A 25216-nucleotide genomic window follows, 5' to 3' on the forward strand; every position below is an offset into this window, starting at 1 on the left:
GATTCCGGCTGCATCGCGGTGCAGCCGGGCAAAGGTGAAACCAGCCGGTCCGTGCTATCCTCAGGGGATGCAGACCACCGGCGGCAAGAAGAGAAGCGAACCGTCCCATGTTGCGATTCCTGCTCGTGCGCATAGCCTCTGCCATACCCGTGCTCGTCATTCTGAGCGTGGTGACTTTTGCCATCATCCAGGCGCCGCCAGGAGACTATGCAGACTTCATTCGCTCGCAGTTGATGAACCAGGGCGGCGCTTCCTTTGCTCAGGCCGATGAGCAGGCGCAAATCTACCGTCGTGAACACGGGCTCGATAAGCCGTTGGTCGTGCAATATTTCAACTGGATCGGCGGCATCGTCACCAAGGGTGATTTCGGCTACAGCATGTTCTACAACAAGCCGGTCTCCGACGTCGTCAGCGAACGCCTGCCACGGACTCTGGCGCTCGCGCTTGTGTGTCATCTCTTCGCTTCCGTTCTCGGCATCGGTTTCGGCATATGGGCCGCCACGCGGCAATATAGCTGGATCGACAGCCTGCTTTCCGGCATCTCATTCCTGGGCATGACGGTGCCGCGCTTCCTGATGGCGCTGATCATCGTCTATATCCTCGTCTTCCAGCTCAACGTCTCGGAAATCGGCAGCTTCTATTCGCCGCAATATGGCGGCGCGCCGTGGTCCTGGGCTAAGTTCGTCGATCTCGTCAAGCATGTCTGGCCGGTCGTGGCGATCGCCACTTTCGGCGGGCTTGCCTACAATATGCGCGTCATGCGCGGCAATCTGCTCGACACGCTGAATGCGCAATATGTCGAGACCGCACGCGCCAAGGGTCTCTCCGGCGGCGCTGTCGTCATGCGCCATGCCGTGCCGAACGCCTTGCATCCGCTCGTCATGTATCAGGGTGTCGTGTTGCCCTACATGCTGACCGGCGAGATCGAGACCGCCATCATTTTTGCGCTGCCGACTGTAGGGCCGGCAATCGTGGGTTCGATGGCGGTCGGCGATGTCTATGTCACCGCCACCTTCATGATGGTGCTGTCGGCGACGCTGATCGTCGGCAACATCATCGCCGACATGCTGCTCGCCTTGCTCGATCCCCGCGTCCGTCAACAGGGAGGGATCCACTGATGCTCGCCTTCAGCACATCCGCGCCACCGCTCGACGACAACAAGATCAAGCCGAAGACCGGCAATGAGAGCTACATCGCGCTTGTCTGGCGTCGACTGAAGCGCTCCTGGACAGGCATGGGCGGCCTGATCCTGGTCATCCTCTTATTGCTGATGTCGCTCTTCGCCGAATTCATCGCGCCCGACGATCCCAAGGCGACCGATACCGGTTTTGCGCCGCCGCAGGTGATCAGCTTCCACGAAAAGGACGGCAATTTCGTCTTCCAGCCGCGCGTCTATGCGCTCGCCGAAACCGATGAGCTCGATCCCGTCACCTTTCAGCCAATAGTCGGGCCGGACTACAACAATCCGCGTCTGCTCGGCTTTTTCGCCAAGGGCGCGCCCTATCACCTGTTTGGTCTCATCCCCGGCAACCGTCATCTCTTCGGCTCGGTCGACGGCCAGCCGGTGCATTTCCTCGGCACCGACAAATTCGGCCGCGATGTGCTTTCGCGCGCCATCTATGGTTCTCGCATCTCATTGATGATCGCACTGACTGTGGTTGCCATCGTCACGATTGTCGGCACTACCGTCGGCATGGTTTCAGGCTATTTCGGCGGCACGCTTGACGCCTGGATCCAGCGTTTCGTCGAGCTGGTGCTGGCCTTTCCGCAATTGCCGCTTTATCTGGCGCTGACCTCGTTGATCCCTGTGACGGCGCCGACCAATGTCTTTCTGGCCTTCGTCATCGTCGTCATGTCGGCGCTCGGCTGGGCGCAGATGTCGCGCGAAGTGCGCGGTAAGACCTTGGCCTTGGCGCGGATCGACTATGTGCGCGCTGCTATGGCGGTCGGGGCGACGGACTGGCGCATCATCCTGCAGCACATTTTTCCCAATGTGATGAGCCATGTCATCGTCACCGTCACGCTCGCAATTCCGAGCGTCGTGCTGCTCGAATCTTTCCTTGGCTTTCTGGGTTTCGCGGTCAAGCCGCCGCTGATCTCCTGGGGGCTGATGCTGCAGGATACGTCCACCTATTCGGTCATCGGCTCCTATCCGTGGATCCTATCGCCGGTCGCTTTCGTGCTCATCACCGTCTTTGCGTTCAATGCGCTTGGCGACGGTCTGCGCGATGCCATCGATCCCTATTGAGAGGAGACGGACCATGGCTCTCGCACTCGTCAATCCCTTTGCCCCCGATATCAGGCTCGATGCCGCCAATAAGACCGTTCCGCCCGTCATCGACGCACGCAATGTCGCCGTTAAATTCAAGGTGGAAGATGGCATCGTCGACGCCGTCAAGGACATTTCCTTCCAGCTCTATCGCGGCGAAACCATCGCCATTGTCGGTGAATCCGGCTCGGGAAAATCGGTCACCGCCCGCACCGTGATGGGCCTGCTGACCAAACGCGCCGTCGTTTCGGAGAAATCGACGGTCAGCTACGACGGCAAGAATGTGCTGAAATTTTCCGAGCGCGCCCGCCGGCAACTGCGCGGAGACCGCATCTCGATGATCTTCCAGGAACCGATGAGCTCTCTGAACCCGATCTATACGATCGGCAGCCAGATCATCGAGGCGATCCGCGTCCACCGCAAGATCGGCCGACGCGAAGCGGAAAGACGGGCTTTGGCGCTGCTACAGCAAGTGCAGATTCCCGATCCAGAGGCGCGGCTAAAGCAATATCCGCACCAGCTTTCCGGCGGCCAGCGCCAGCGCGTGATGATCGCCATGGCGCTCGCCAACGATCCGGATGTCCTCATCGCCGACGAGCCGACGACCGCGCTCGACGTTACCGTGCAGGCGCAGATCCTCAACCTGATCCGCAACCTGCAGAAACAGCTCGGGATGGCGGTGATCCTGATCACCCATGATCTGACCGTCGTCAGGCAGTTTTCCGACTATGTCTACGTCATGCAGCATGGCGAGATGCGCGAGCACAATACGACGGAAGAGCTCTTCGCTCGCCCGCAACATCCCTATACGCAGCATCTGCTTGCTTCCGAACCGCGGGGGCAGGCAAAGCCGCTGCCGCCGGACTGCGACACCATCCTTGAGGGCAAATCGGTCAAGGTCGCCTTCATGCTGCGCCACGGCACCTTCCTCAAGCCGGACCTGCGCGAACTGGTCGCCGTCAATGGCCTCAGCCTGGAGCTTCGCCGGCATGAGACATTGGGGCTCGTCGGCGAATCCGGCTCCGGCAAGACCACCTTCGGCCAGGCCCTTCTGCGGCTGATCGATGCCGATAGCGGCGAGATTTATTTCGACCGGCAGGCGATCCACGGCCGCTCACGGGCCGAGATGCGGCCGCTACGCTCGCGCATGCAGATCGTTTTTCAGGATCCCTTCTCCTCGCTGAACCCGCGCATGCCGATCGGTCAGATCATCGCCGAGGGGCTGGTGGTTAACAATATCGGCGCCAACAAGGCGGAGCGCTTGGAGCGGGTGAAGGAGGCGCTGGTCAGCGCCGGCATGCCCGCTAATATCCTGTCGCGCTTTCCGCACGAATTCTCCGGCGGCCAGCGCCAGCGTATTGCCATTGCGCGGGCCATTGCGCTCGAACCGGAATTCATCCTGCTCGATGAGCCGACCTCGGCGCTCGATCTCTCTGTCCAGGCGCAGATCATCGATCTCCTGCGCAAGCTGCAGGACGAACGGGGCCTGAGTTATCTTTTCATCTCCCACGACCTCAAGGTCGTCCGCGCCCTTTGCCATCGCGTCATCGTCATGCAGCACGGCAAGATCATGGAAGAGGGGCCGGTCGACGACGTTCTTTCCCATCCCAAGACCGCTTACACCGAACGCCTCGTCAAGGCGGCGTTCGAGGTAGCCTCATAAGCATTCAGGAGAGTTTTCTAATGGCAGGCAATCCCAAGATCACCTTCATTGGCGCCGGTTCGACCGTCTTCATGAAGAACATCATCGGCGACGTTTTGCAGCGCCCGGTACTGACAGGCGCGAAAATTGCGCTGATGGATCTCAATCCGCAGCGGCTAGAAGAAAGCGCCATCGTTGCCCGCAAACTGGCTTCCACACTTGGCGCCTCGGCGGTTGTCGAGACCTTTACCGATCAGCGCCAGGCACTGGATGGCGCCGATTTCGTCGTGGTCGCCTTCCAGATCGGCGGCTATGAGCCCTGCACGGTGACCGATTTCGAAGTGCCGAAGAAATATGGCTTGCGCCAGACGATCGCCGACACGCTCGGAGTCGGCGGCATCATGCGCGGGCTTAGAACCGTGCCGCATCTCTGGAAAATCTGCGAGGACATGCTCGCCGTCTGCCCCGAGGCGGTCATGCTGCAATATGTCAACCCGATGGCGATCAACACCTGGGCGATCGCCGAGAAATTTCCCACGATCAAGCAGGTCGGCCTTTGCCATTCCGTGCAGGGCACGGCGATGGAGCTGGCGAAGGATCTCGACATTCCCTATGAGGAAATCCGCTACCGCTCGGCCGGTATCAACCATATGGCCTTCTACCTGAAATTCGAGCATCGCCAGGCGGATGGTTCCTATCGCGATCTCTATCCCGATCTCGTTCGTGCCTATCGCGAGGGGCGGGCGCCGAAGCCCGGCTGGAACCCACGCTGCCCGAACAAGGTCCGCTATGAGATGCTGACCCGGCTCGGCTATTTCGTCACCGAAAGCTCCGAGCATTTTGCCGAATACACGCCTTATTTCATCAAGGAAGGGCGTGAAGACCTGATCGAGAAATTCGGCATTCCGCTCGATGAATATCCAAAGCGCTGCATCGAGCAGATCGCACGCTGGAAGAACCAGGCGGACGAATATCGCAGCGCCGACAAGATCGAAGTGATCCAATCGAAGGAATATGCTTCCTCGATCATCAATTCGATCTGGACCGGCGAACCCTCGGTCATCTACGGCAACGTCCGCAACAATGGCTGCATCACCTCGCTGCCCTATAATTGCGCCGCCGAGGTTCCCTGTCTGGTCGACGCCTCCGGCATCCAGCCGACCTTTATCGGTGACCTGCCGCCGCAATTGACCGCACTGATCCGCACAAACATCAACGTGCAGGAACTGACGGTGCAGGCGTTGATGACCGAGAACCGCGAACACATCTACCATGCGGCGATGATGGACCCGCATACGGCTGCCGAGCTCGATCTCGACCAGATCTGGTCGCTGGTCGACGAACTGCTGGCCGCCCATGGCACATGGCTGCCGGAATGGGCGCGCAGCGACCGCAAGGTTCAGGCCGCTTGAAACCTCTCTCCCGGTTTTGCGGCCGAAGGCCTCGCAGCATCGCTGCGGGGCCTTCCTTTTGCCGTGACGGAGAAGGTGAAAGTCCAAACCCTGCTGTTCTTCCAGCCGATCTAAGGTGGCAAAGCCTTTCCGCCTGCGCTAAAAACGAGGCAAAGCTGGGGAGAGATCAAACACATGGCTAGTTCAGACACTTTCAGCACGGGAACCTTCGTCGGCCGCATCTGGCGCCTTGACGTGAAGGGTCCCGCTCTTGTCGTCGTCCGTGACGGTACGCTTTGCGACATTACTTCGAAGGACGCGCCGACCATGCGTGACCTCTTGGAGAAAGACGATCCGGTCGGCTTTGTCCGCGCACAGAAGGGCGAAGCCGTTGCCAAGCTGGACGATCTGCTCGCCGCCAAAGTTGACATGTCGGCCGCCCATCTTCTTGCCCCCATCGATCTGCAGGCGATCAAGGCCTGCGGCGTCACCTTCGCCCGCTCGATGCTGGAACGCGTTATCGAGGAGCGCGCCGCCGGCAATCCGGATCTTGCCGAAGCGATCCGGAGTAAGGTCACAGCCCTCATCGGCGACAGCCTGCGCAATTTGAAGGCCGGTTCGCCGGAAGCCGCCAAAGTGAAGGCTGCGCTGATCGAAGAAGGCGTCTGGTCGCAATATCTCGAAGTCGGCATCGGGCCGGATGCAGAGGTCTTCTCCAAGTCGCAGGTCATGTCTTCCGTAGGCACGGGCGCCGATGTCGGCCTGCACCCGATCTCGAAGTGGAACAATCCCGAGCCGGAAATCGTGCTCGCCGTCGACAGCCAGGGCCGCGTCAAGGGTGCGACGCTCGGCAATGACGTCAACCTGCGCGATGTCGAAGGACGCTCGGCGCTGTTGCTCGGTAAGGCGAAGGATAACAACGCCTCCTGTTCGATCGGGCCCTTCATCCGCCTCTTTGACGAGACCTATATGCTTGACGACGTGCGCAACGCCGATCTCGACCTCAAGGTCGAGGGCGAGGATGGCTATGTGCTGCATGGGCGCTCGTCGATGAAGGAAATCAGCCGCGATCCCCTCGATCTCGTCTCCCAAACCATCGGCCGCCATCACCAGTATCCGGACGGCTTCGTCCTCTTCATGGGCACGCTCTTTGCACCTGTCGAAGACCGCGACACGCCCGGTCAGGGCTTCACCCACAAGGTCGGCGACATCGTCACCATTTCCAACGACAAACTCGGCGCATTGAGAAACCGAGTGCTGTTGTCGACCGAATGCGCGCCCTGGACGTTTGGGATCTCGCATCTGATGCGCAATTTGGCTGGACGTGGGTTGATTTAGAGGGCTGAGCGTAGCCGGAGCACTTAGGTGCTGCACTAATGATGGATGACAGCTTTCTCCTCCGTTAGTGGCCTCTCAAGCCACGTGGCGCACAACTCCAGGTGTTCCCTGGTTACAGAAAATGTGTCGGGCGGTAAGTCCTGGTTGCGCGCCTTGACACGGCGAACCAGTTCCTCAAAAGGCGGGTCCAGGAAGATTAGTTGGGTTCCGGCGCCTGCGTTTGACGCCAGCGTTCGTGCGACGTCTCGCTCTACTCGACGCAAGAATCCAAATTCCAAGACTACATCGTGCCCCAGACGAAGGACTCTATCGGCCAATTCCAACTGCAATTGCTGTACCGCACGTCGTCTGTCGGCATCGTAGCCGTCCCTGACAACTCGTGCCATCCATATGTCTGGAGACAGCAACAATGCAGGACATTCCTGTTCAAGGCGTTTGCCAATCGTTGTCTTCCCCGCCCCTGGGAGGCCCATTAACATGTATAATGTTGCCATACATTATCCTTCCATGGCAAAGCCTTGCCGCTTTAATTGCCGGCAGATCTCGCGGTATCAGAGAGGCCGAAATTAGCCGCAAACACGCGCCTTACGTTGCGTCCTGCTGCAACCGCACCGAGTGCCGGCAGCCTGACTGCAAGCTTACGACAAAACGGCGAGAAAGGTGTTCATTCGGGAAAGGAGAGGCGTAACCTGGCGCCTTTTGCTGATCGATTGGATCAAAATCTCGCTGCTGATCGCAACCTACTTCATCACTATCTGGAATATCAGCCACAACACGTTCGGCGCCCATCCGCCACTCAAAGCTCGGGGCGCCCAACATTTTCGGTATCAATGCGTCGACACTGACTGCTGCTGGTTCTGGCGGCTGCGGGCGGCGGTTAGTTCGGAGGTGGTGTGATTGAGGCGGTCGGCGAGGACGCGCATGATTTCGACGGCCATTTCGGGAAAATCGCTGAGCAGTTTCAGGAAATGCTCCTTGCTGATCTTCAGCGCCTCCAACCGGGACGTGGCCTTCACCGTGGCGGTGCGGGATACGTCGCAGAGAATGGCGATTTCGCCGACGATCGAATTGATATCGACTTCGGCAACCTTGATCTCTCCAGCCGGGCTATCGACAAGAATATCAGCAGTTCCGGAAAGAACAACGTAAGCGGCGTCGCCTTGATCGCCCTGATGAAACAGAACTTGACCGGCATTGTAGCTGACGCGATCCGACGTGAATGCCAAAAGCTTCAACTTTGCAGGTGCGATGCGCGAAAAAATCGGCACCCGCTTTAGCATTTCAACTTCGTCTTTCAGAAGCATGAGCTTCAAACCCCCAATGTCGGGCCCCAGATACCACCGCTGCAATAGGATATTACGATAACAGTTCTTTGAACATACCGTTTTTCTCTAAAAGATCAGTGGTTGTGCCGCTTTCAACCAGGCTGCCGCGGTCGAAAACCAGAACACGATCGAACAGCTCCGCAAAGCCCGGATTGGAGAGCACCCAGACGACGGCGGGCGCATATTCGCTGCTGTCGAGACCGGTTAGGATCGCGCGGGCGATCTGGTCCTGGACGCGATGGTCGAGCGCGGGCAGGGGGCGATTGCAGATGAGGTAGTCCGCCCGCTTCAGCAAGGCGCGGCCAAGATTGAGCTTCTGCCGCTGCACATTGGTCAGCCGCTTGCCGCCGGAACCGACGTCAAAATCGAGGCCGATCGACAGGACACTATCCTGCATACCCAGCCGTTCGAAGACGTCGTACAGAATGGTGTGGATACGCTCGGGCGCATCGGCCTGCTGGTGCGCGATGCGCCCGAACAGCACATTGTCCATCAATGTCGCCGAAGCGGTGAAGCGCTCGGGGTCGTAGCGCTCGATTACGCGCGCCAGATCGGCAGGGATATTTTCGTGGAACTTGGCGCGCGCCCTGACGATCTTGTCCATCAGCGTCTGCGTCAGGAGACCGAAGCGGTGACGGGGTTCGATATAGGAGAAGCTGAGGCGGATGATGGCCACCCGCTCTTCCGGCGTCGCAGCGCCGAAGCCCTTGCCGTTCAGCTTCTGCAGCAGCGCTTCATAGGTCGGAATATCCTCCGCCGTCATGAAGGTAAGCTGCTGGAAGAAAGGATGATCCGGCGGCAGATCGGTAAAGAGTTCGACGGCGTTCTCGGCAATTTCCAGGCCCATATCGTAGAGATCGACGTCGAGGCCGGTCTCCGTGAAGAGTTGCTGGAAATAGGGGTGGGCAGCCAGCTTGCGGTTGGTCATCAACGGCCGCTTCAGCGTGCCGAACAACAGGTTTTCGCCGACCGTCGCCTGCGGATTGTAGGCGTCGAATTCGAAAGGCACGACAAGCCCGCCGAGATTCTCCTCCTGCAATCTGAGACGCAGCGCCTGGCGCAACTCGACGATGCGCGAGGTAAGGTCGTCATGTGCGGCCGTGTCGACATTCGAGCGCAGCGCCATGTCGAGAATATCCTGGGACATGGCCACAGCATCGAGAACAGGGCGGATGACCGAGTAGATATCATGCGGGCCGGTGGCGCCGGCGGCAGCATAATCGACCCAATCGCTATTGAGATCCAGCTCCGGATTGGCAGCACGGCGCGCTTCTATCATCTGCCATTTGAGCTTATTGGCAGCCTGATCGTCATAATTCGCAGGGATCAGCGGCGCGTGTTTCAGGCCGTAGAGAAGATTGCTGCGCAACGTGCCGTGGAAGAAGAACGTATCCGACGACGCGTAGGCGATGCGCCGCCCGGTCAGCGATTCCGGCAGTTCCAGCAGATCGCGTCCATCGATGGCAATGCGGCCGCTATCCGGCCAGATCAGCCGGCCGAACGCCTCGGCAAGATATTCGCCGCCGGCGCCGCTGTCGCCGACGATCGCCACCTTCTCGCCGGGATGAATCTCGACCGAGACGTGATCCAGCACACGGGCGCCGCTGTCGTCAAGCACGGTGAGATTGGTTGCGACAAGCGGGTGGGTGATGCGGCCAGCCGGCGCGGGCGAGAGGATCTGGGTTTTCGGATCGACCAAGCCATCGACGCTGAACTGCTCGACCACCTGATTGTATTTGACCTGCACGTCCTGGCGCGACTGATCCCAGTCGATGAGTTCCTTCAGCGGCCCCGGCAGGTCCTTGTAGGCGTTGATGACGGCAACGAGCTGACCGATATCGAGCCGGCCCTGCAGCGCGAGGAAGCCGCCGATCGAATAGAACAGGAATGGCGTGACCTGGGCGAGGAAGTTGTTGATGAATTTTACCAGGAACTTCCACTGATAGAGATCGTAACGGATCGAGAAGATCAGCCCGAGACGATGGGCAATGTCGGCGCGTTCAAGATTGGTCGTATCGTTGGCATGGATCGTGCCGATGCCTTCGACGATTTCGCCGACACGCCCGGACAATTCGCGCGCCGTGAGCTGACGCTGGCGTCCGAGCTCCAGCAGCCGTTTGCGCATGCGCGGGATAACGATCGCCTGCACCGCGACGATGGCGGCGGCGATCATGCCCAGCCAGAAATTCTGCAGGATGATGAATACGAGCGCAGTGACCGCCTGGCCGCCGAGAAGCGCCGGCTGCACGAAGGCGTCGCCGGTGAAGCCGCCCATCGGCTCTACCTCGTCCTTGATCATCGTGGCGATTTCGGCCGGCTTCACCCGCTTGAAATGCGCCGGCGGAAAACGCAGCACGCGGTCGATCAGCTCGAAACGGATGCGGCGCAGCATGCGCTCGCCCAACCTGCCCTTATAGGTATTGATGTAGAGCTTGAAGAGACCGTTTAGGACGACAAGTCCCAGGAACACAAGGCTGAGCGCGATCAGCATCCAAAAACGGGTGAGCTGGATGCCTTGAAATATCTCGAAGTGTCCGAGCAAGGGCAGATTGAAAGCGACATGCATGAAGGTCTGGGTTTCGCCCGGATGTTCGAAACCCTTGCCCTGAATGGGTCCGTTGACGATCTGCTTCGGCAAGTCGAAGGACAGAAAGTAAGGGATCATCGAAGCGGCGACGATCGTCAGGATCCAGATTTGCTCCAGCCGGGTGTTCGACCAGATGTAACGCGCTAGACTTTTTTCCATCGCTTATTGCATGCTTCCATATTCAACAGGCACCGCCGCCGGGTTTGGCGCCGATGTTGCAGAGGTGCGGGAGGAGTTCATCGTGGATGCGCGGCCCCATTTTGAAAACGGAACGCCGCCCGGTCTTTTGTCCAGGTGCCTCCCGATTCATTAATTTTTCGATTTATATCACAAGATTGCAGAAAACGAGGAGGGCAAAACGACGAGGTGTTGTGACAGATGCATTGCTGCAACCGTCACCCCTGGCGAATGATTGCCGAGGTTCGCTCGGCCCCGGTGAGGTCTATATCAGGGTTCGATGGTTTCGGCCGCAAGAGGGCCATTTCCACCGCATTGGCGAGCTGATCCCTCGTCAACCCCGCTTCCGGTAAAGCCAGCGCCAGCCCAAGTTTCTCCAGCCGCTCGGCACGCACCGACTGCTCGGTTTCGCCGCCGGCCGTGAATGGAACAAGGATCGAACGGCAGCCGGTGACGAGGAGATCGCCGACCGTGTTATAGCCTGCCTGCGAGATCGACAGTTCCGCTCCCCGCAGCAAGGACGGGAAATCCTTGCGGAAGCGGACGAGGTCGATATTGCCGGGCGCATCCTTTGTCAATGCGGCGAAATCCTGCTCCGGCAGGTTCGGCCCGGTGACCAACAGCCAGCGGCGATCGAGCGCCACCCGGCTTGCCGCCTCGAGCGAGGCGCGGATCAGATCACGCCCGACGGCACCGCCGCCGGCAGAAACCACGATGTCGAAGATCTCTGCCGGTGCGGGCGGCAGCGGCGGCGCAACCAGACCGGTATAGGTGATCTTGTCGGAAATGGCCGAGGTGAGCGGAAATGTCTCCTCCAGCCGAACGAAATTGGGATCGCCATGGACGAGAACGCCGTCGAAATGATCCCGCAGCAGCGCCACGGTCTCTTCGTCACGCCCCGGTTTCTTCTGCTGCTGCAGGATATCGCGCACCGAGGTGTAAAGCTTCGGCTTGGGATTGGTCCCGGCTATGGCATCGAGCAGCGGCAGCAGTTCGAAGCGCATTTGCCGACGGCCGAAGGGAAATGCCTCGATGAGGACAACATCGGGCGCGGCCGTCCGAAAAGCGTCCAGTAACCGCTCGCGGCGCGCGGCCAGAAATTCCTCGCCGACGGCGTTACCCAACTGATCGGCAAGTCCCGAAAACCCGGCGCTGCTGGCGACGACCGGCGGCAGGGTGACGGAGGTGACATCCTGGCCTGGAAAGCCGTTCACCGGCACGCCGCCAGTGACGACCGTCACCTGGCAATCGTCCTTTGCCAAGGCGCTGGCGATACGGCTGGCGCGGGCGAGATGGCCGATGCCGAGCAAGTGCTGAACATAGAAAAAAACGCGCGGGGACGATGTACTACGGAGAGGCATCATGCGGATTTGCGCCATTGCTCTTCTTTTTGCCACTGTTCCTCGAACAGCCGCGTCAATTGCCAAATGCTGGAATGATGGTCGAAATGCTCGCGCACCCGTTTCTCGGCGGCGTCGCCAAGCCGATGGCGCAGCGCCGGGTTGCGGATCGCCAGTTCCATTGCCGCCGCCAGCGCTTTTGGGTCTTCCGGGGGCACGACGAAGCCGTTTTCGCCATCGGTAAGCAGCTCCGGCACGCCGGAGATATTGGTGGAGAGGCAGGCAAGGCGCTGGCTGGACGCCTCGACCAGCACGTTCGGCAGACCGTCGCGGTCGCCATCCGCCGCGACACGGCAGGCAAGAGCGAAGAGATCCGCCTGGCGGTAATGCGCTAGCACATCCTCCTGCGCCATCGCGCCTTTCCAGGTGATGCGATCGGCAATGCCGAGCGTTTCGGCAAGCGCCTTCAGCTTCGTCAGCCCATCGCCGCCGCCGATATGGGTAAAGCGCCAATGAAGCTCTGCGGGCAGCAGCGCCAATGCCCTCAGCAGCACATCGTAACCCTTTTTCTCCACTGCACGCCCGACGCTGAGCAGAAAGGCAGGCTCGGATGCCTTCGACCCGTCACGATCGGAATGGCGACCCGCAAAGGGCGCGAAACGTGCGAGATCGAGGCCGTGATAGCTGAGGTGTACATTTTCCGGCATTGCCGTCAGATCGCGCATGTGCTCGAAGCCGCTCCGCGTACACGTCACCGTCCAGCGGGCGCGCTCAAGTTTTTCCGAAAGCTCCCAATCCGGCGAGGTCCAGATATCCTTGGCGTGCGCCGAGCAGGTCCAGGGAATACCGGTCATGATGCTGGCATAGGCGGTTACCGAGGCCGGCGTATGGATGAAATGCGCGTGCAGCCACTCGCCATTGTCTGGCCATTCATGCGCCAGCACCAGCGCCTGGCCGAAGCGTCGGACCCGGTTCGGCGTAATGTCGCGCTTGAGATCGGCCCAGAACTGTCTCAGCAAGGGCTTAAAGCCGGGCTTTCTGATCCCGGCCCAGAAGGCGCGCAGCACGCGAAACGGTTCGTCGTGCAGATATTCCGGCAGATAGACGACCTGCGCCTTGATCTCGTCATGTACGGGATGGCGCTTCTTGTCCGTCGGCCTGCGCATCGAAACCAGCGTCAGGTCGAAGCCGGCTCTTTCGAGGCCAAGCAGCTCCTGTGCGATGAAGGTTTCCGACAGGCGGGGATAGCCCTTGAGGACCACCAGGATTTTTTTTCGCATCGATCGGTTCCGATGCTCTATTCGGCGACGATCGATAGCGGGGGATAGTAGTCGCGGTCGTCAAACCATTCGCCGACAATGCGGGAAATGTGCACCAGCCCTTCCAGCCGCATGTTCCCGCCGCTCGCCGATGGCGGTGCGCGGGTCGGCAGGCGCTTCAGCGCGGCCGCCAGCAGTTTCGGATCGGCGGACTCCTCCGGCAGCAGCATATCGACCAGGCCGAGCTCGCTTGCCCTTTGGGCGCGGATCAACTGTTCCTCGCGTGGGCGTGTACGCGGAATGATCAGCGCTGGCTTGTCGAAGGAGAGGATCTCGCAATAAGTATTGTAGCCACCCATGGCGACAACGCCCTTGGCGCCGGCAATCAGCTCCTCCATCTTGTTGTCGAACTCGATCACCTGCAGACAGGCGATCTTGCTCGCGCGCTCCAGCAACTGGTTGCGTTCCTTGGCCGGCATATAGGGACCAAGCACGATCAGCGTCTTGTGTTGAAGCGTGTTGTCCTGCTCGAAAGCGCCGATGACATCGCTGACCAGATCAGCGCCGTCGCCGCCGCCGCCGGTCGTCACCAGAATATAATCCTCGTCAGGCACGTGTTCCGACTTCGTGCCCAAGGTGGATACACTGCGTTGCAGGAAGCCGACGAACTCCATCTTCCGGCGCACGCCGGGCGGCACATCGAGACCGACCAGCGGATCATGGAAATCCGGCGGGCCATAGACCCAGACGCGATCATAAAACTGATCTATCTTCTGCAGCGCGTTGTTCTTCTTCCACTCCGCTTCCAGCAGGTGCGGCGCGTCCATGACGTCGCGCATGCCGAGCACGAGCGTCGTGCCGCGCGCCTTCAGATATTGCAGGGTCTCCTCGACCTCGCCCTTCAAGCCCATCGGCTCCTTGTCGACGATGAAGATGTCGGGCTGGAAGGTCTCTGCCGTGTGACGGATGATCGATTGGCGCATCTTCAACGTTTCCTGAAGATCGACATGACTTGCCATCGACGTATATTCGCCGTCGCGCAGTTTGATAACGCTCGGCACCTTCACGAAATCGACTCGTGCTCGGTAATCGAAAGCACCGGCGATCGTCGCGCCGGAAACGATCAGAACGTTCAGTCCGCGATAGTCCTCGACAAGCGCATGCGCGATGGTTCGACACCGCCTGAGGTGACCGAGACCGAACGTGTCATGACTATACATGAGGATTCGAGCATCTTCTAAGCGCCGCTTCATGGGCAAAACCTCAGGAATGAAAGTCATTTTCGTACGTTGTCAGCAAACGACGTCCGCGGCCGCTCTTCGGACTGCAATTCATTTCCGGCCACGCTTTCCGCTATTTGTAGGGATCGGCCGCGTCGCGCAAGCCGTCTCCTAAAAAGTTGAACGCCAGAATGACCAAAATCACCGGGATCATCGGGAAGAGGAGCCACGGGTAAAATGCAAGAGCGCTGACGTCTCTTGCCTCCGTAAGCAAGATGCCCCAGCTCGTAATCGGTGGGCGAAGACCGAGCCCCAGGAAGCTCAGCGCGGTTTCGCCGAGGATCATGCTGGGGATCGAAATCGTTGCCGTCGCGATCAGATGCGACATAAACCCTGGCACAAGATGACGACCGATAATACGCGGCGAACTTGCACCCATCAATTGTGCAGCAAGTACATAGTCCTCTTCGCGTAAAGACAAGAGCTTGGAACGAACCGCACGCGCCAATCCGGTCCAATCGAGAATGCCGAGGATGATGGTAATGCCGAAATAGATGATGATGGGGCTCCAGGTCACCGGCATGATCGCCGCGAGCGCCATCCAAAGCGGCAGGCTCGGCAACGACTGCAGCACTTCGATGACCCGCTGGACGAGAAGGTCGAAGATGCCGCCATGATATCCGGCCAAGCCCCCGATGACGATCCCTAGCACGAAGCTGATGGAGATGCCGACCAGCCCGATCGTCAGCGAGATGCGCGCTCCATAGATGATACGGGACAATACGTCGCGCCCGAGGCGGTCGGTGCCGAGCAGGTACATCTGGCCGCCAATAGCCGGGCAGACCAAATGAAAATTCGCATCCACCAGCCCCCAGAACCGATAGGCATCGCCCCGACAGAAAAAGCGGATCGGCTGCACGTCATCCGTCTTGTCGGTATAGATCCGTTGCAGCGTATTGATGTCGAGCGTCATCTTGCGGCCATAGACAAAGGGGCCGACAAATTCGCCGTTGTTGAAGAAATGGACTCTCTGCGGCGGCGAATGGATAAAATCGACATTGCGGGTGTGCAGGCCGTAAGGCGCCAGGAATTCCACAATCAGGATCATGCCGTAGAGCAGCAGCAGGAAGATGCCGGAGGCGAGAGCGAGCTTATGCCGCTTGAACTTCCACCACATCAATCGCTTCTGCGAAGCCTTGTAGTAACGCGCCTGACCAGCCGACATTGCTTCGAACTGCTCCGGATCGAAGGCGGCGGTGGAAACGTAGTGCTCTAACGGGGCGCCGGGGCGCGGCAGGGGTGCGTTCACTTGGTGCTCCTGCCTTGCAAGCGGATACGGGGATCAAGGAAGCCAAGAGCGAGGTCGGAAATCAACACGCCGATGACATTGAGGAAAGCGAGAAACATCAGGAACGAACCGGCAAGATACATATCCTGGCTCTGCAACGCCTTGATCAGCATCGGTCCGGTCGTCTCCAGCGACAGCACGATGGCGGTGATTTCCGCGCCGGAAATGATCGACGGCAGGATAGAGCCGATATCGGCGACGAAGAAATTGAGCGCCATGCGCAGGGGATATTTCACCAGCGCTCTCAGCGGATGCAGCCCCTTGGCACGGGCGGTGACGACATATTGTTTCTGCATCTCGTCCAGCAAGTTGGCGCGCAGGCGACGGATCATGCCGGCGGTGCCGGCGGTGCCGACAATGATGACCGGAATCCACAGATGCGCGAGGATGGAGCGCGCCTTTGCCCAACTCATAGGCTGCGACAGATATTGCAGATCCATCAGGTGGCCGATCGACACGCCGAACCAGATATTGGCGAAATGCATCAGGATAAGCGCCAGCATGAAGTTCGGAATAGCGATGCCGAGCAGACCGAAGAAGGTCAGCCCATAATCACCCCAGCTATATTGATGGGTGGCCGAATAGATGCCGATCGGGAACGCGATCAGCCAGGTGACCGCGATCGTCGCCGTCGACACGAGGATGGTCAGCCACAGGCGATCGCCCACCACATCCGATACCGGCAGTTGATATTCGAAGGAATAGCCGAAATCGCCATGCAGCATGCCGGCGACCCAATAGACATATTGCAGGGCCACGGGCTTATCGAGCCCGTATTCGTGGCGAAGATTCTCGATCTCCTGCATGTTGGCCGTCTCGCCCTGCGCCCGCAACTCGGCGATCTGGCTTTCGAAAAAATCGCCCGGCGGGAGCTGGATGATGGTGAAGACCAGCATCGAAATGACAAGCAGCGTCGGGATCATTACCGCAATGCGCCAAAGAATATATTTAAACACGCGGTTGATCCTCCTTCAGCCAGAAGGTGTCGGGCATATAGACGCCTAGATAGCAGGTCGGATCGAAACCGTAGAGCGCTTTTTCGGGCACGTTCCGCAACTTGTCCACGTGCACGATCGGCTGCAGCGTGCCATTGATAAGCCCGATGGAGAAGACCTGGTCGACATAGATCGCCAGCATCTGATGCCATATCTCTGCCCGTTCGAAGGACGAAGCAGACTTGCCCCATCGATTCAACAGCTCGACCAGCTTTACGACTTCCGGAAGGTCCGGCGCAGTGCCCTGCGTGCCGCGGGAAAGATAGTGCATGCCCCAGAGCGGCCATTGCAGTTGGTCGTCCATCGTCGGCGCAAGCTGGCCAGGATTCATGTCCGCCGTCGCCACACCATTGTCGAGACCCAACCAAATCGACATAACGATACGCCCGCCCATGGCGCGGCTGCGCAGGATGTCGCGCTGCGAGGTGCGGGTAAACAGGGCGATGCCGACATTACGCCAATGGTCGGTGACGAGTTCGAGCACGTCCGTGTCGAGCGTGCCTTCGCCGGCCGTCTCAACCGTGATTTCAGCGCGGCGTCCGTCCGGCAGCAGGCGAATGCCATCCCGGTCGCGCTTGTCGAGACCGGCGGCATCCAGCAAGGCGTTGGCCTGCTCCGGATCATAGGCGATCCAGGCCTTGGCATATTCTGGCCTGTAGAGCGGGCTTTCCGGCAGCATCGTGTCTGCGCTTTCGGTGCCGAGGCCATAGAAAACCGCCATGTTAATCTCGTGGCGGTTGATGGCCAGCGACAGCGCACGGCGCACCCGTACGTCCTGCAGCACCTGCCGCCATACAGGATCGGCGCTGTTCAGATTCGGCAGCAGCGCCACGCGCGAACCGCGCGTCGCCTTCCAGAGATTGACCTTGAGATGATAGGACTTCTCCGCGTCCTTCAGGAAAGTATAATTGTTGAAATTAATAGCCGTCGCCTGCAGATCGCTGTCGCCGGTGCCGGTTTTATCCGGAATAATCGTCGAGGAGCTAACATTCAGAATAAAGCGGTCGATATATGGCAGCTGCTTGCCGTTTTCATCGATGCGATGGAAGTAGGGATTGCGCTCGAACACGAACTGCTCAGCCGGCGGCGCGGTCGTATTGCACCATGGCTCCAGGACCGGGAGCTCCGGATTTTCCTGGCGATAGACGCGGGCCATCTTGATGTGCAGGTCAGCGACTTTCTTGACACGATACTGCTTCATCAGCGCCGAAAGACGGATATCGTCCTGATACTTCGGATGGAACTGCTTGAGATAATGCCCGGGGCCGACGAGTACCAAGGCCTGCGGTGCGGCAAGATTCGGCAGGAAATACGGATTGGGCTGGTCCCAGCTATACCGCACGGTCATCTGATCGATGACTTCGAAGCGCGGCAGATCGCCATGCGGGCGCAGCTCCAGCGCGCCGCCTCCCGGTGTCAGCTTCTTGTTGAGAATGACATCTTCCCACCAATAGCGGAAATCGTCTGATGTAAGAGGGTGCCCGTCCGACCACTTGTGACCCTCACGCAGCTTGAAGGTGAAGATACAGTCGTTTTCAGCGGTAAAGGATTCGAGAATATCCGGCTGCAGCGTCAGCGTCTGGTCATAGCCGACAAGACGGGCATAACCATAGACGTTCATGAGGCGCAGGTCGCTCTGGCCGCCGATGAGCATGCGTATCGACCCGCCGTAGCGGCCGGGCTCGCGACCGAGCGCGGCGAGATTGACGATACGGGGCATCTTCGGCAGCCGCTGCGCCAGCGGCGGCATCTGGCCGGCCCGCAGCCAGTCGTGCAAGAAGTCGGGTTCGTTGTCAGCATCCGCTGCCATGGCCGGCAGCGGCAGGACGGAAGAGGCGAGAAAGCCGAGAAAAGTTCGACGGGTTACCACGTGCGTAATTCCTGAACATCGGCGCCGCGGCGAGCGCGCACGAGATGACCGCCGCCAAGATCGGCGTAAGCGAGATCACCGCCTTCATCCTCCGCAAAATGCGGCCCCCAGCTCTGCTTGGCGGCCGGACCTTCGGCATTCAAGGCGGAGAAATCAAGCGGCCGATCGAGATCGGGAAAGGGGACCGCCGCCAGCAGCGAGCGGGTATAGGGATGAACGGGGTCGCGCAGGATGATCTCGCGCGGCGCGATCTCGACGATGCGGCCGCGCGCCATGACTGCGATACGGTCCGCCATATAGTCGACGACGGCGAGGTTGTGCGAGATGAAAAGATAAGTAAGGCCAAGTTCCTTTTGCAGATCCTTGAGAAGGTTGAGGATCTGCGCCTGCACGGAAACGTCGAGCGCCGAGACGGGCTCGTCGAGGATAAGCAGCTTCGGCCCGAGCGCCAAAGCGCGGGCGATACCGATGCGCTGGCGCTGACCGCCGGAAAAGCTGTGGGGATAGCGGCTCAAATAGTGCTGGTCGAGACCGATCGCCTGCATCAGCGCCTTGACCTTCTCCTTGCGCTCATCGCTGTCGCCGTAGCGATGGATTTCAAGGGGTTCGCTCAGGATATTGCGGATCGTCATGCGGGGCGACAGGGAGGAAACCGGATCCTGGAACACCATCTGGATCTTGGTGCGGAGATCCATGAGCTCGTCCCCCTTAACGGCCAGCACGTCGATCTTACCGTCGCCGTCATCGAACGCCACCGAACCGCTGTCAGCGCGGACGGCGCGCATCAAAATTTTGCTGATCGTCGTCTTTCCGCATCCGCTTTCACCGACGAGACCCAGACATTCGCCGCGACGGATGTCGAAGCTGACATCATCGACGGCGCGGAACTTCGTGCCCGCCTTCCCAAACAACCCGCCCCCTTTCGAGATATAGGTCTTGGTGAGATTGCCCACGGTGAGCAGCACCGGCGGCGCCGCGCTGCCATTGGCTTTGGCCAATTTCTTCTTGCCGGAGAACGTGCCGAGATTGACCGGCACGTCGCGCAGCGATTTCAGCCGCTCGCCGGGTTTCATGTCGAAGTGTGGCACCGCCGACATCAGTGCCTTCAGATACCGGTGCTGCGGCTGGCGGAAAATCGTCTCCACCGGTCCGGCTTCCATGATCTCGCCGTGATAGATGACGACGACCTCATCGGCCATGTTGGCGACGACGCCGAGATCATGGGTGATCAGCAGCATGGCCATGTTGAATTTTTGCTGCAGGCTACGCAGCAGGCCGAGGATCTGCGCCTGGATCGTGACATCCAATGCCGTCGTAGGCTCGTCGGCGATCAGCAGTGCCGGATTGCAGATCAACGCCATGGCGATCATCGCGCGCTGACGCATGCCGCCGGACAGTTCGAAAGGATACATGTCGAAGGTGCGGTGCGGGTTCTGAAAACCGACGAGGCCCAGCATCTCCTCGGTCTTCTCGCGCTGCTCAGCCCTGCTGATGGCCGGATTGTGGATGCGAAGCGCCTCGCTGATCTGATTGCCGACCGTGTGCAGCGGCGAGAGCGAGGTCATTGGCTCCTGGAAAATATTGGCCATTCGCGCGCCGCGAAGCTGACGCATCTCGATGCTGTCGCGCGGCAATTGAAGAACGTCGGTCGTCTCGCCGTTCAGCGGATCGGTAAACAGAATGCTGCCGGTCGCCTGCGCCGGCGTTGGGAGAATGCGCATGATCGACTGGCTGATGATCGATTTGCCGGAGCCGGACTCGCCAACCAGCGCCGTTACCTTGCCGGGAAGCACCCGGAGATTGGCGCTCTTCACAACGCGGAGCTTGTCGCCGTAGATCGAGAACGAGACGTCGAGGTTCTCGATACGCAATAAATCAGTCCCTGACGCCATACTGTAGTAGTTCCCGCTTACACGACCTTTATGGCCCCGTATGGCACACTAACGTAGGCCATAAAGGGTGTCCAGTTAGTCAAAGGTGTGTAAAAACTGTCGCTTTTCCAGTGATCTATCCAAGGATGCTCAACTATGGCCTCCTCCGGGTCACTGGATGAACTTTTCGACCTGCGGGCGGTTCTCAAACTTTTTGGCATCCCGATGAAGCAGGATGACTTGTTCGGCCTCCGACAGACCATCGGCGGCCACATCATGAAAGACTTCCGTCGTCCCGTTCGTCCCGGCTATGGCTTTCGGATGTACGACCGTGAAGCGCTGGCGGACGCCGCGTAACCTCTCTTCGCCGAGCGTCACCCACTCGCCGCCGGTATAGCCAGCAAAGGCCTGACTTGCGACGACCTCGGTCGAATATTTCTTCGTCAGCGCTTGCAGCCGCTGCACTTCGTTGACGGCGGCGCCGAAGGCGGAGAAGGTCAAGCGATCCCTGAGCCCGACATTGCCGAACATGACATTGCCGACATGCAGGCCGATGCCGTAGCGAACTTCGCTCAGGCCACGCGTCTTGCGATCCTTGTTGAGCGCGGCAACGCGGCTCTGCGCGTGGAAAACGGCTGACAGTGCCGCCTCGCAAGCGACCTTGGAGGGATCCTTGTGCCGCCCGCAGGGATAGACGGCAAGGAAGCCGTCGCCGAGGAAACTCAAGATCTCGCCGCCATTGCGGTTGAACGGCGCAGCGATAGCGTCGAAAAATTCGTTCAGCGTATCGATATAGGCTTGGCGTCCTTCTTTCTCGGCATAGAGCGTCGACTGCCGCATGTCGCCCATGACGAGAGCGGCGCGGATCGTCTCGCCGTCGCCGCGGCGGATCTGCCCGTTCAGCACGCGCTTACCGGCATCGCCGCCGAGATAGGTGGTGAGCATATTGTTGGCGAGCTTGCCGAGCACTGCCATCTTGGCAGCCATGGCGAGATGGTTCTGCATGCGCATCAGCGCGCCGATCATCTCTTCACTGAAGCCGCTGATGCTGTCGGTCGACCAGGAGCCCATCATTCCCTGGGCTGAGCCGGCGCCGAAGGTCTGCACGAAGGCGATATAATCGGTGATCTTCTCCTTGCGCAGGTCCTCGAAGACGGGAAACTCCAACGGCCCGTCGACATCGACACGGCGGCGCAGGTGCAGGAGATTATTGGAGAGCAGATAATAATAAGGGCTCTGGACGAAGCGCTCCGGCTTGTCGTCGACATGCCGATAGCCTTCGATCGTCAGCCCGCCGGCGCGGCGCCAGGTGAAACCAAGAGCGTCATAGAGCGGGTGAAGCATCGAGAAGGTCAGATGCACGCGCGCGATCGGCAGGCCGGAAGCAGCAATGCGTTCGCAGAAACCACGAACGATGCTTTCCAGATTTTCGCCTGTCAGCGCCGACTGTGTCAGCCATTCGGCAACCTTGTCGAGAAAAATATCGGAAACACTCGAATGAACGGTCATCATTCCTGCGGCCTATCCTCGCAATCCCAAATGCTCCTCCGCGGCGACACGCCGTCTACCAAATGATGTGGGCGCGGCGATAAGGTCGTGTCCAAGCATTTTGGCACGGTCGGATGAGCGAACCATGCAGCAGACGACGGCGTATTTTCCCAGAAGGTTTGAATAGCGCCGGCGCCATAATAGATTTTGCTGCGCCTTCTACGCGTCCCGGGGACATATGGCACAACAAAAAAGGGCCGCCAGAATTGCCGGCTCTCGTTTTGTTCTTGTTTAGATAAGCCTCTCATGCCGCTGAAACAATGGCCAAAAACGATGCGGCTCAAGAAAATATTCCCAGAGGGAAAAACGTCACGGTGTGCCAGACGACGCAAGGGGCGTATCCAAAGTGGAGGAAACGGCAGCGCGAAACTTTTCTCGCAGTGCCATGGCCGCCATCGCATAGCCGCCGCTTGCTCCGTCGATGAAATGCATGTGATCCCGCATCAGCGGCGTCGGTACGAAACAGGTCATCAGAGCGCTCTGCTGCCGATGCAAGCCGTAACGGCAGACGCCCGCGGCTTCGGCTTCACGCAACCGGGCTTCGATGCGGGAAAGACGCGCCGCGTCCACATCGATGGTCATCTTCAAGCCGTCATCGAATTTGCGAAAATCGGAATTTGCGGCGAGGTCACGCCGGTAGATCTTGGCATCGAAGGTTGCCGCGCGGATGCCGAACTTGTCGAGGATGTAGATGATAACGATCTGGGCGGCGATCGAAAGTTTCCGCAGCCAGCGATTGGCCACAGACGCCGTTGCTCGGGCCTCGATCTCGGCACCTTCGAACGCAAGCGCCGGGGTCGGCCCTTCGACCGGCACCGGGTGGCCGGCGCGGTTCTGCTCCATGGAAATAGTGATGATATCGGCAACGAGGCTTTGGAACTCGGGGCCGTTGCCGGCAGCACCGGGAACGGCGATGATCGAGACGATCTCGCCATTGTGCGCCTCGATCGGATTCCATCGGCAGGAGAGACCGGTCAGATCCGGCCGCGTCTCCTGCGGCGCCGCTTCGACGGCAAAGTGTCCCGCCTTCATCTGCTTTTCCGCCCAACTCGCGCCGCCGCCGGAGAACATGGCATAGGAGACGAAGTCACTGGGGCTGAAACGGGCGACGCGCACATCGAGCCCCTCGGCCCGGACATCCGCCATCGGCACCAGCGCCGTACGCAGGCTGAGCTGCAATTCCTCCATGACCCACGTCCGGACGGCGGCCAGTGCCTGTCTTACGCGATCCTCGCCGGAGGCAGGAATGGCCACCAGGGCACCGTCGCCGCCGAACACAAAGGGGTAGTCGCCATTGTCCAGCGCGTTGAGCACCGCCGAAATAACGCTCGCACCGGCCATATTGACGGATTTGTACTGGCCCGATGCAATCGCCTTGGTCGAACTGACGATATCGGCCACCGCCAGGAGCCAGCCGTCGGGAAGCGGCCGATAATGGTTGCTGTCGGTGACGCCTTCGAAATCAGTGAAAACCGGCAAACTACGGAAGAAATCGTCGTTCGAGAGCTCGGCCATGACATCCCCCTTAAGCATGCGGCGCAACGCCTATCCCTACAACAACCGCATGGAAAAACCAGCAGGCAGTCGACGCAGTGTCGTCCCCCATGCTACTCCGGCTGCGGGAGAGACACCACGACGCTAAGGAATTATACGAATGAGCCGCCTGGATAGTTTCATCCGCCGCCTGACCGCACAACGAGACATTCTCAACGCCGTTGCAGATGAGGTCAAAACACTCGACGGCCCCGTGTTGGAACTTGGGCTCGGCAACGGCCGCACTTTCGATCATCTGCGCGAGCTTTTTCCGGACCGACGCGTCGTCGCCTTCGACCGGGCTGCCCATGCCTTCGGCTCATCGATGCCGGAGGACGGCAATCTCGTGCTCGGCGAAATCAAGGATACTGCCAGAGATTTCATCGGCATCGGCGCGGCGCTCGCGCACGCCGATATCGGCACCGGTTATGAGGATAAGGACGCCGCAACGCTGACTTGGCTGCCGGAGATCATGGCCGGCGTCCTTTCCTCGCGCGGTCTCGCCGTCAGTGGTCTGCCGCTCGATCATGCCGATCTCGACGCATTGCCCCTGCCATCGAGTGTGAAAGAAGGGCGCTATTTCATTTATCGTCGCAGATAGCCGTCAACGCAGGAACAACACGTTAAACTGCTCGCCTTCGACCGGCAGATCGGCAACCTTCATCGCGACACTGCGGTCTTCGAAAAAGACCAGGCATTCGACGTAATAGCCGGCAAGATCGGCGACAAAGGTGACCGCCTGATCCCTGCCATAGAAGGCCGGCGTAAATTCCATATAAAGCGGCACCTTGCGAGCCATCAGCGCCTGCATCGACCTGACGGCAACGGGCTCGTAGCCCTCGATATCCATCCAGATCAGTCCGATGTCCCCGGCATCGATCCCGATATCGGCAAGCATATCGGCGACGGGGCGGACCGGTACGGAAATCTTTTTATCGCTTGCGCTTTGGCGAAAAACGCTGCTTTTGCCATGGTTCTTATGGTTCAGATAAAAATCGAGCTGTCCCTCACGATCGCCGGCGGCGCAGTTGACCGCCGTTACCATATCCTGCATCCCGTTATCGGCGATATTGACCGATAGGAGCCGGAAATTGCGTGGGTCCGGTTCGATGGTAACGATATGGCGGTAAGCGCCGCTTAGGGCGAAATACGTGGTCTGCGTGCCGATATTGCCGCCGAGTTCGAGTAGGACCGTGCCTTTTCGCAGCAGGCCGCGCTCGCGCAGAACCATCAGGAGCCGGTCGACATGGTCGCGCTCGAAATGGCCCTTTCGAAACACTTTGCGGCCAATGTAGTCGGCGGGCGAAAAGCTCAGGACATGATCGCCGCAATCCACAGTCATGGTCTTCACGCGCGGACCGATGGCGCTGATCAGGATGTCACGGCCGAGGCGGGTATCGAACAGGCGTGTGGCGACGCGATCCCTGATCTTGCGGAGGGTGCGTCTCCAGAATTTCGCAGTTGAGATCTTGCGGTCGGACATTGCGCCATCTCTACACCAGA

20 protein-coding genes are annotated in these 25216 nt (G+C 59.6%); 6 read left to right on the forward strand and 14 right to left on the reverse strand.

Annotation, left to right across the window (positions count from 1 at the left end; genetic code table 11):
* Positions 1-107: 107 nt before the first annotated feature.
* From QDY28_RS12500 to QDY28_RS12520, 5 genes are all read left to right on the forward strand, one after another.
* Positions 108-1118 (forward strand): ABC transporter permease, encoded by a 1011-nt coding sequence (locus QDY28_RS12500; protein WP_331382005.1) that lies wholly within the window; start codon positions 108-110, stop codon positions 1116-1118.
* Entirely contained in the window at positions 1118-2248 is a 1131-nt protein-coding gene (locus QDY28_RS12505; RefSeq protein ID WP_331382006.1) for an ABC transporter permease, read from the forward strand. Before QDY28_RS12500 ends, QDY28_RS12505 begins: the two co-directional genes overlap by 1 nt.
* Before the next feature lie 13 nt (positions 2249-2261).
* Positions 2262-3932 (forward strand): ABC transporter ATP-binding protein, encoded by a 1671-nt coding sequence (locus QDY28_RS12510; RefSeq protein ID WP_331382007.1) that lies wholly within the window; start codon positions 2262-2264, stop codon positions 3930-3932.
* A gap of 20 nt (positions 3933-3952) precedes the next feature.
* Positions 3953-5323, forward strand: coding sequence for an alpha-glucosidase/alpha-galactosidase (locus QDY28_RS12515; protein WP_331382008.1), 1371 nt, complete (start codon positions 3953-3955; stop codon positions 5321-5323).
* Between the two features lie 174 nt (positions 5324-5497).
* Positions 5498-6640 (forward strand): fumarylacetoacetate hydrolase family protein, encoded by a 1143-nt coding sequence (locus QDY28_RS12520; protein WP_331382009.1) that lies wholly within the window; start codon positions 5498-5500, stop codon positions 6638-6640.
* A 35-nt stretch (positions 6641-6675) separates the two neighbouring features.
* Here the strand turns inward: QDY28_RS12520 and QDY28_RS30995 are convergent, their stop codons facing one another.
* From QDY28_RS30995 to QDY28_RS12580, 13 genes are all read right to left on the reverse strand, one after another.
* Positions 6676-7134, reverse strand: a complete 459-nt coding sequence (locus QDY28_RS30995; protein ID WP_442967508.1) for an AAA family ATPase — start codon at positions 7132-7134, stop codon at positions 6676-6678.
* 91 nt (positions 7135-7225) lie between these two features.
* A complete protein-coding gene (locus QDY28_RS12525; protein WP_331382010.1) occupies positions 7226-7429 on the reverse strand; it encodes a hypothetical protein in 204 nt (67 codons plus the stop codon).
* 38 nt (positions 7430-7467) lie between these two features.
* Complete coding sequence (locus QDY28_RS12530) at positions 7468-7944, reverse strand: cyclic nucleotide-binding domain-containing protein (protein ID WP_104826668.1); 477 nt, start codon at positions 7942-7944, stop codon at positions 7468-7470.
* Between the two features lie 52 nt (positions 7945-7996).
* A complete protein-coding gene (locus QDY28_RS12535) occupies positions 7997-10711 on the reverse strand; it encodes an ABC transporter ATP-binding protein (RefSeq protein WP_331382011.1) in 2715 nt (904 codons plus the stop codon).
* 236 nt (positions 10712-10947) lie between these two features.
* A complete protein-coding gene (locus QDY28_RS12540; protein ID WP_331382232.1) occupies positions 10948-12090 on the reverse strand; it encodes a glycosyltransferase family protein in 1143 nt (380 codons plus the stop codon).
* Positions 12090-13349 (reverse strand): glycosyltransferase, encoded by a 1260-nt coding sequence (locus QDY28_RS12545; protein ID WP_331382012.1) that lies wholly within the window; start codon positions 13347-13349, stop codon positions 12090-12092. Before QDY28_RS12545 ends, QDY28_RS12540 begins: the two co-directional genes overlap by 1 nt.
* 17 nt (positions 13350-13366) lie before the next feature.
* Complete coding sequence (locus QDY28_RS12550) at positions 13367-14581, reverse strand: glycosyltransferase family protein (RefSeq protein ID WP_331382013.1); 1215 nt, start codon at positions 14579-14581, stop codon at positions 13367-13369.
* Positions 14582-14681: 100 nt separating this feature from the next.
* Complete coding sequence (locus QDY28_RS12555; protein ID WP_331382014.1) at positions 14682-15857, reverse strand: ABC transporter permease; 1176 nt, start codon at positions 15855-15857, stop codon at positions 14682-14684.
* Positions 15854-16852 carry an ABC transporter permease gene (locus tag QDY28_RS12560; protein WP_331382015.1) on the reverse strand — a complete coding sequence of 333 codons (999 nt, stop codon included), beginning with the start codon at positions 16850-16852 and terminating at the stop codon, positions 15854-15856. Before QDY28_RS12560 ends, QDY28_RS12555 begins: the two co-directional genes overlap by 4 nt.
* The gene (locus QDY28_RS12565) at positions 16845-18761 is read right to left on the reverse strand and encodes an ABC transporter substrate-binding protein (RefSeq protein WP_331382016.1); all 1917 of its coding nucleotides are present in this window, start codon (positions 18759-18761) and stop codon (positions 16845-16847) included. The genes QDY28_RS12560 and QDY28_RS12565 overlap by 8 nt, the downstream gene beginning before the upstream one ends.
* Positions 18755-20653, reverse strand: coding sequence for an ABC transporter ATP-binding protein (locus QDY28_RS12570; RefSeq protein ID WP_331382017.1), 1899 nt, complete (start codon positions 20651-20653; stop codon positions 18755-18757). The genes QDY28_RS12565 and QDY28_RS12570 overlap by 7 nt, the downstream gene beginning before the upstream one ends.
* 150 nt (positions 20654-20803) lie before the next feature.
* On the reverse strand, positions 20804-22144 hold the full coding sequence (locus QDY28_RS12575; protein WP_331382018.1) for an adenylate/guanylate cyclase domain-containing protein: 1341 nt from the start codon (positions 22142-22144) through the stop codon (positions 20804-20806).
* 345 nt (positions 22145-22489) lie between these two features.
* Positions 22490-23695 carry a DUF3095 domain-containing protein gene (locus QDY28_RS12580; protein ID WP_331382019.1) on the reverse strand — a complete coding sequence of 402 codons (1206 nt, stop codon included), beginning with the start codon at positions 23693-23695 and terminating at the stop codon, positions 22490-22492.
* A gap of 139 nt (positions 23696-23834) precedes the next feature.
* On the opposite strand from QDY28_RS12580, the gene QDY28_RS12585 reads away from it, so the two are divergent.
* Positions 23835-24314, forward strand: coding sequence for a class I SAM-dependent methyltransferase (locus tag QDY28_RS12585; RefSeq protein ID WP_331382020.1), 480 nt, complete (start codon positions 23835-23837; stop codon positions 24312-24314).
* Positions 24315-24317: 3 nt separating this feature from the next.
* Here QDY28_RS12585 and QDY28_RS12590 read toward each other — a convergent pair whose 3' ends face one another.
* Entirely contained in the window at positions 24318-25196 is an 879-nt protein-coding gene (locus QDY28_RS12590) for an FkbM family methyltransferase (RefSeq protein ID WP_331382021.1), read from the reverse strand.
* Positions 25197-25216 lie beyond the last annotated feature (20 nt).

This window comes from Rhizobium sp. BR 362 (assembly GCF_036528765.1).
Lineage (GTDB): Bacteria > Pseudomonadota > Alphaproteobacteria > Rhizobiales > Rhizobiaceae > Rhizobium.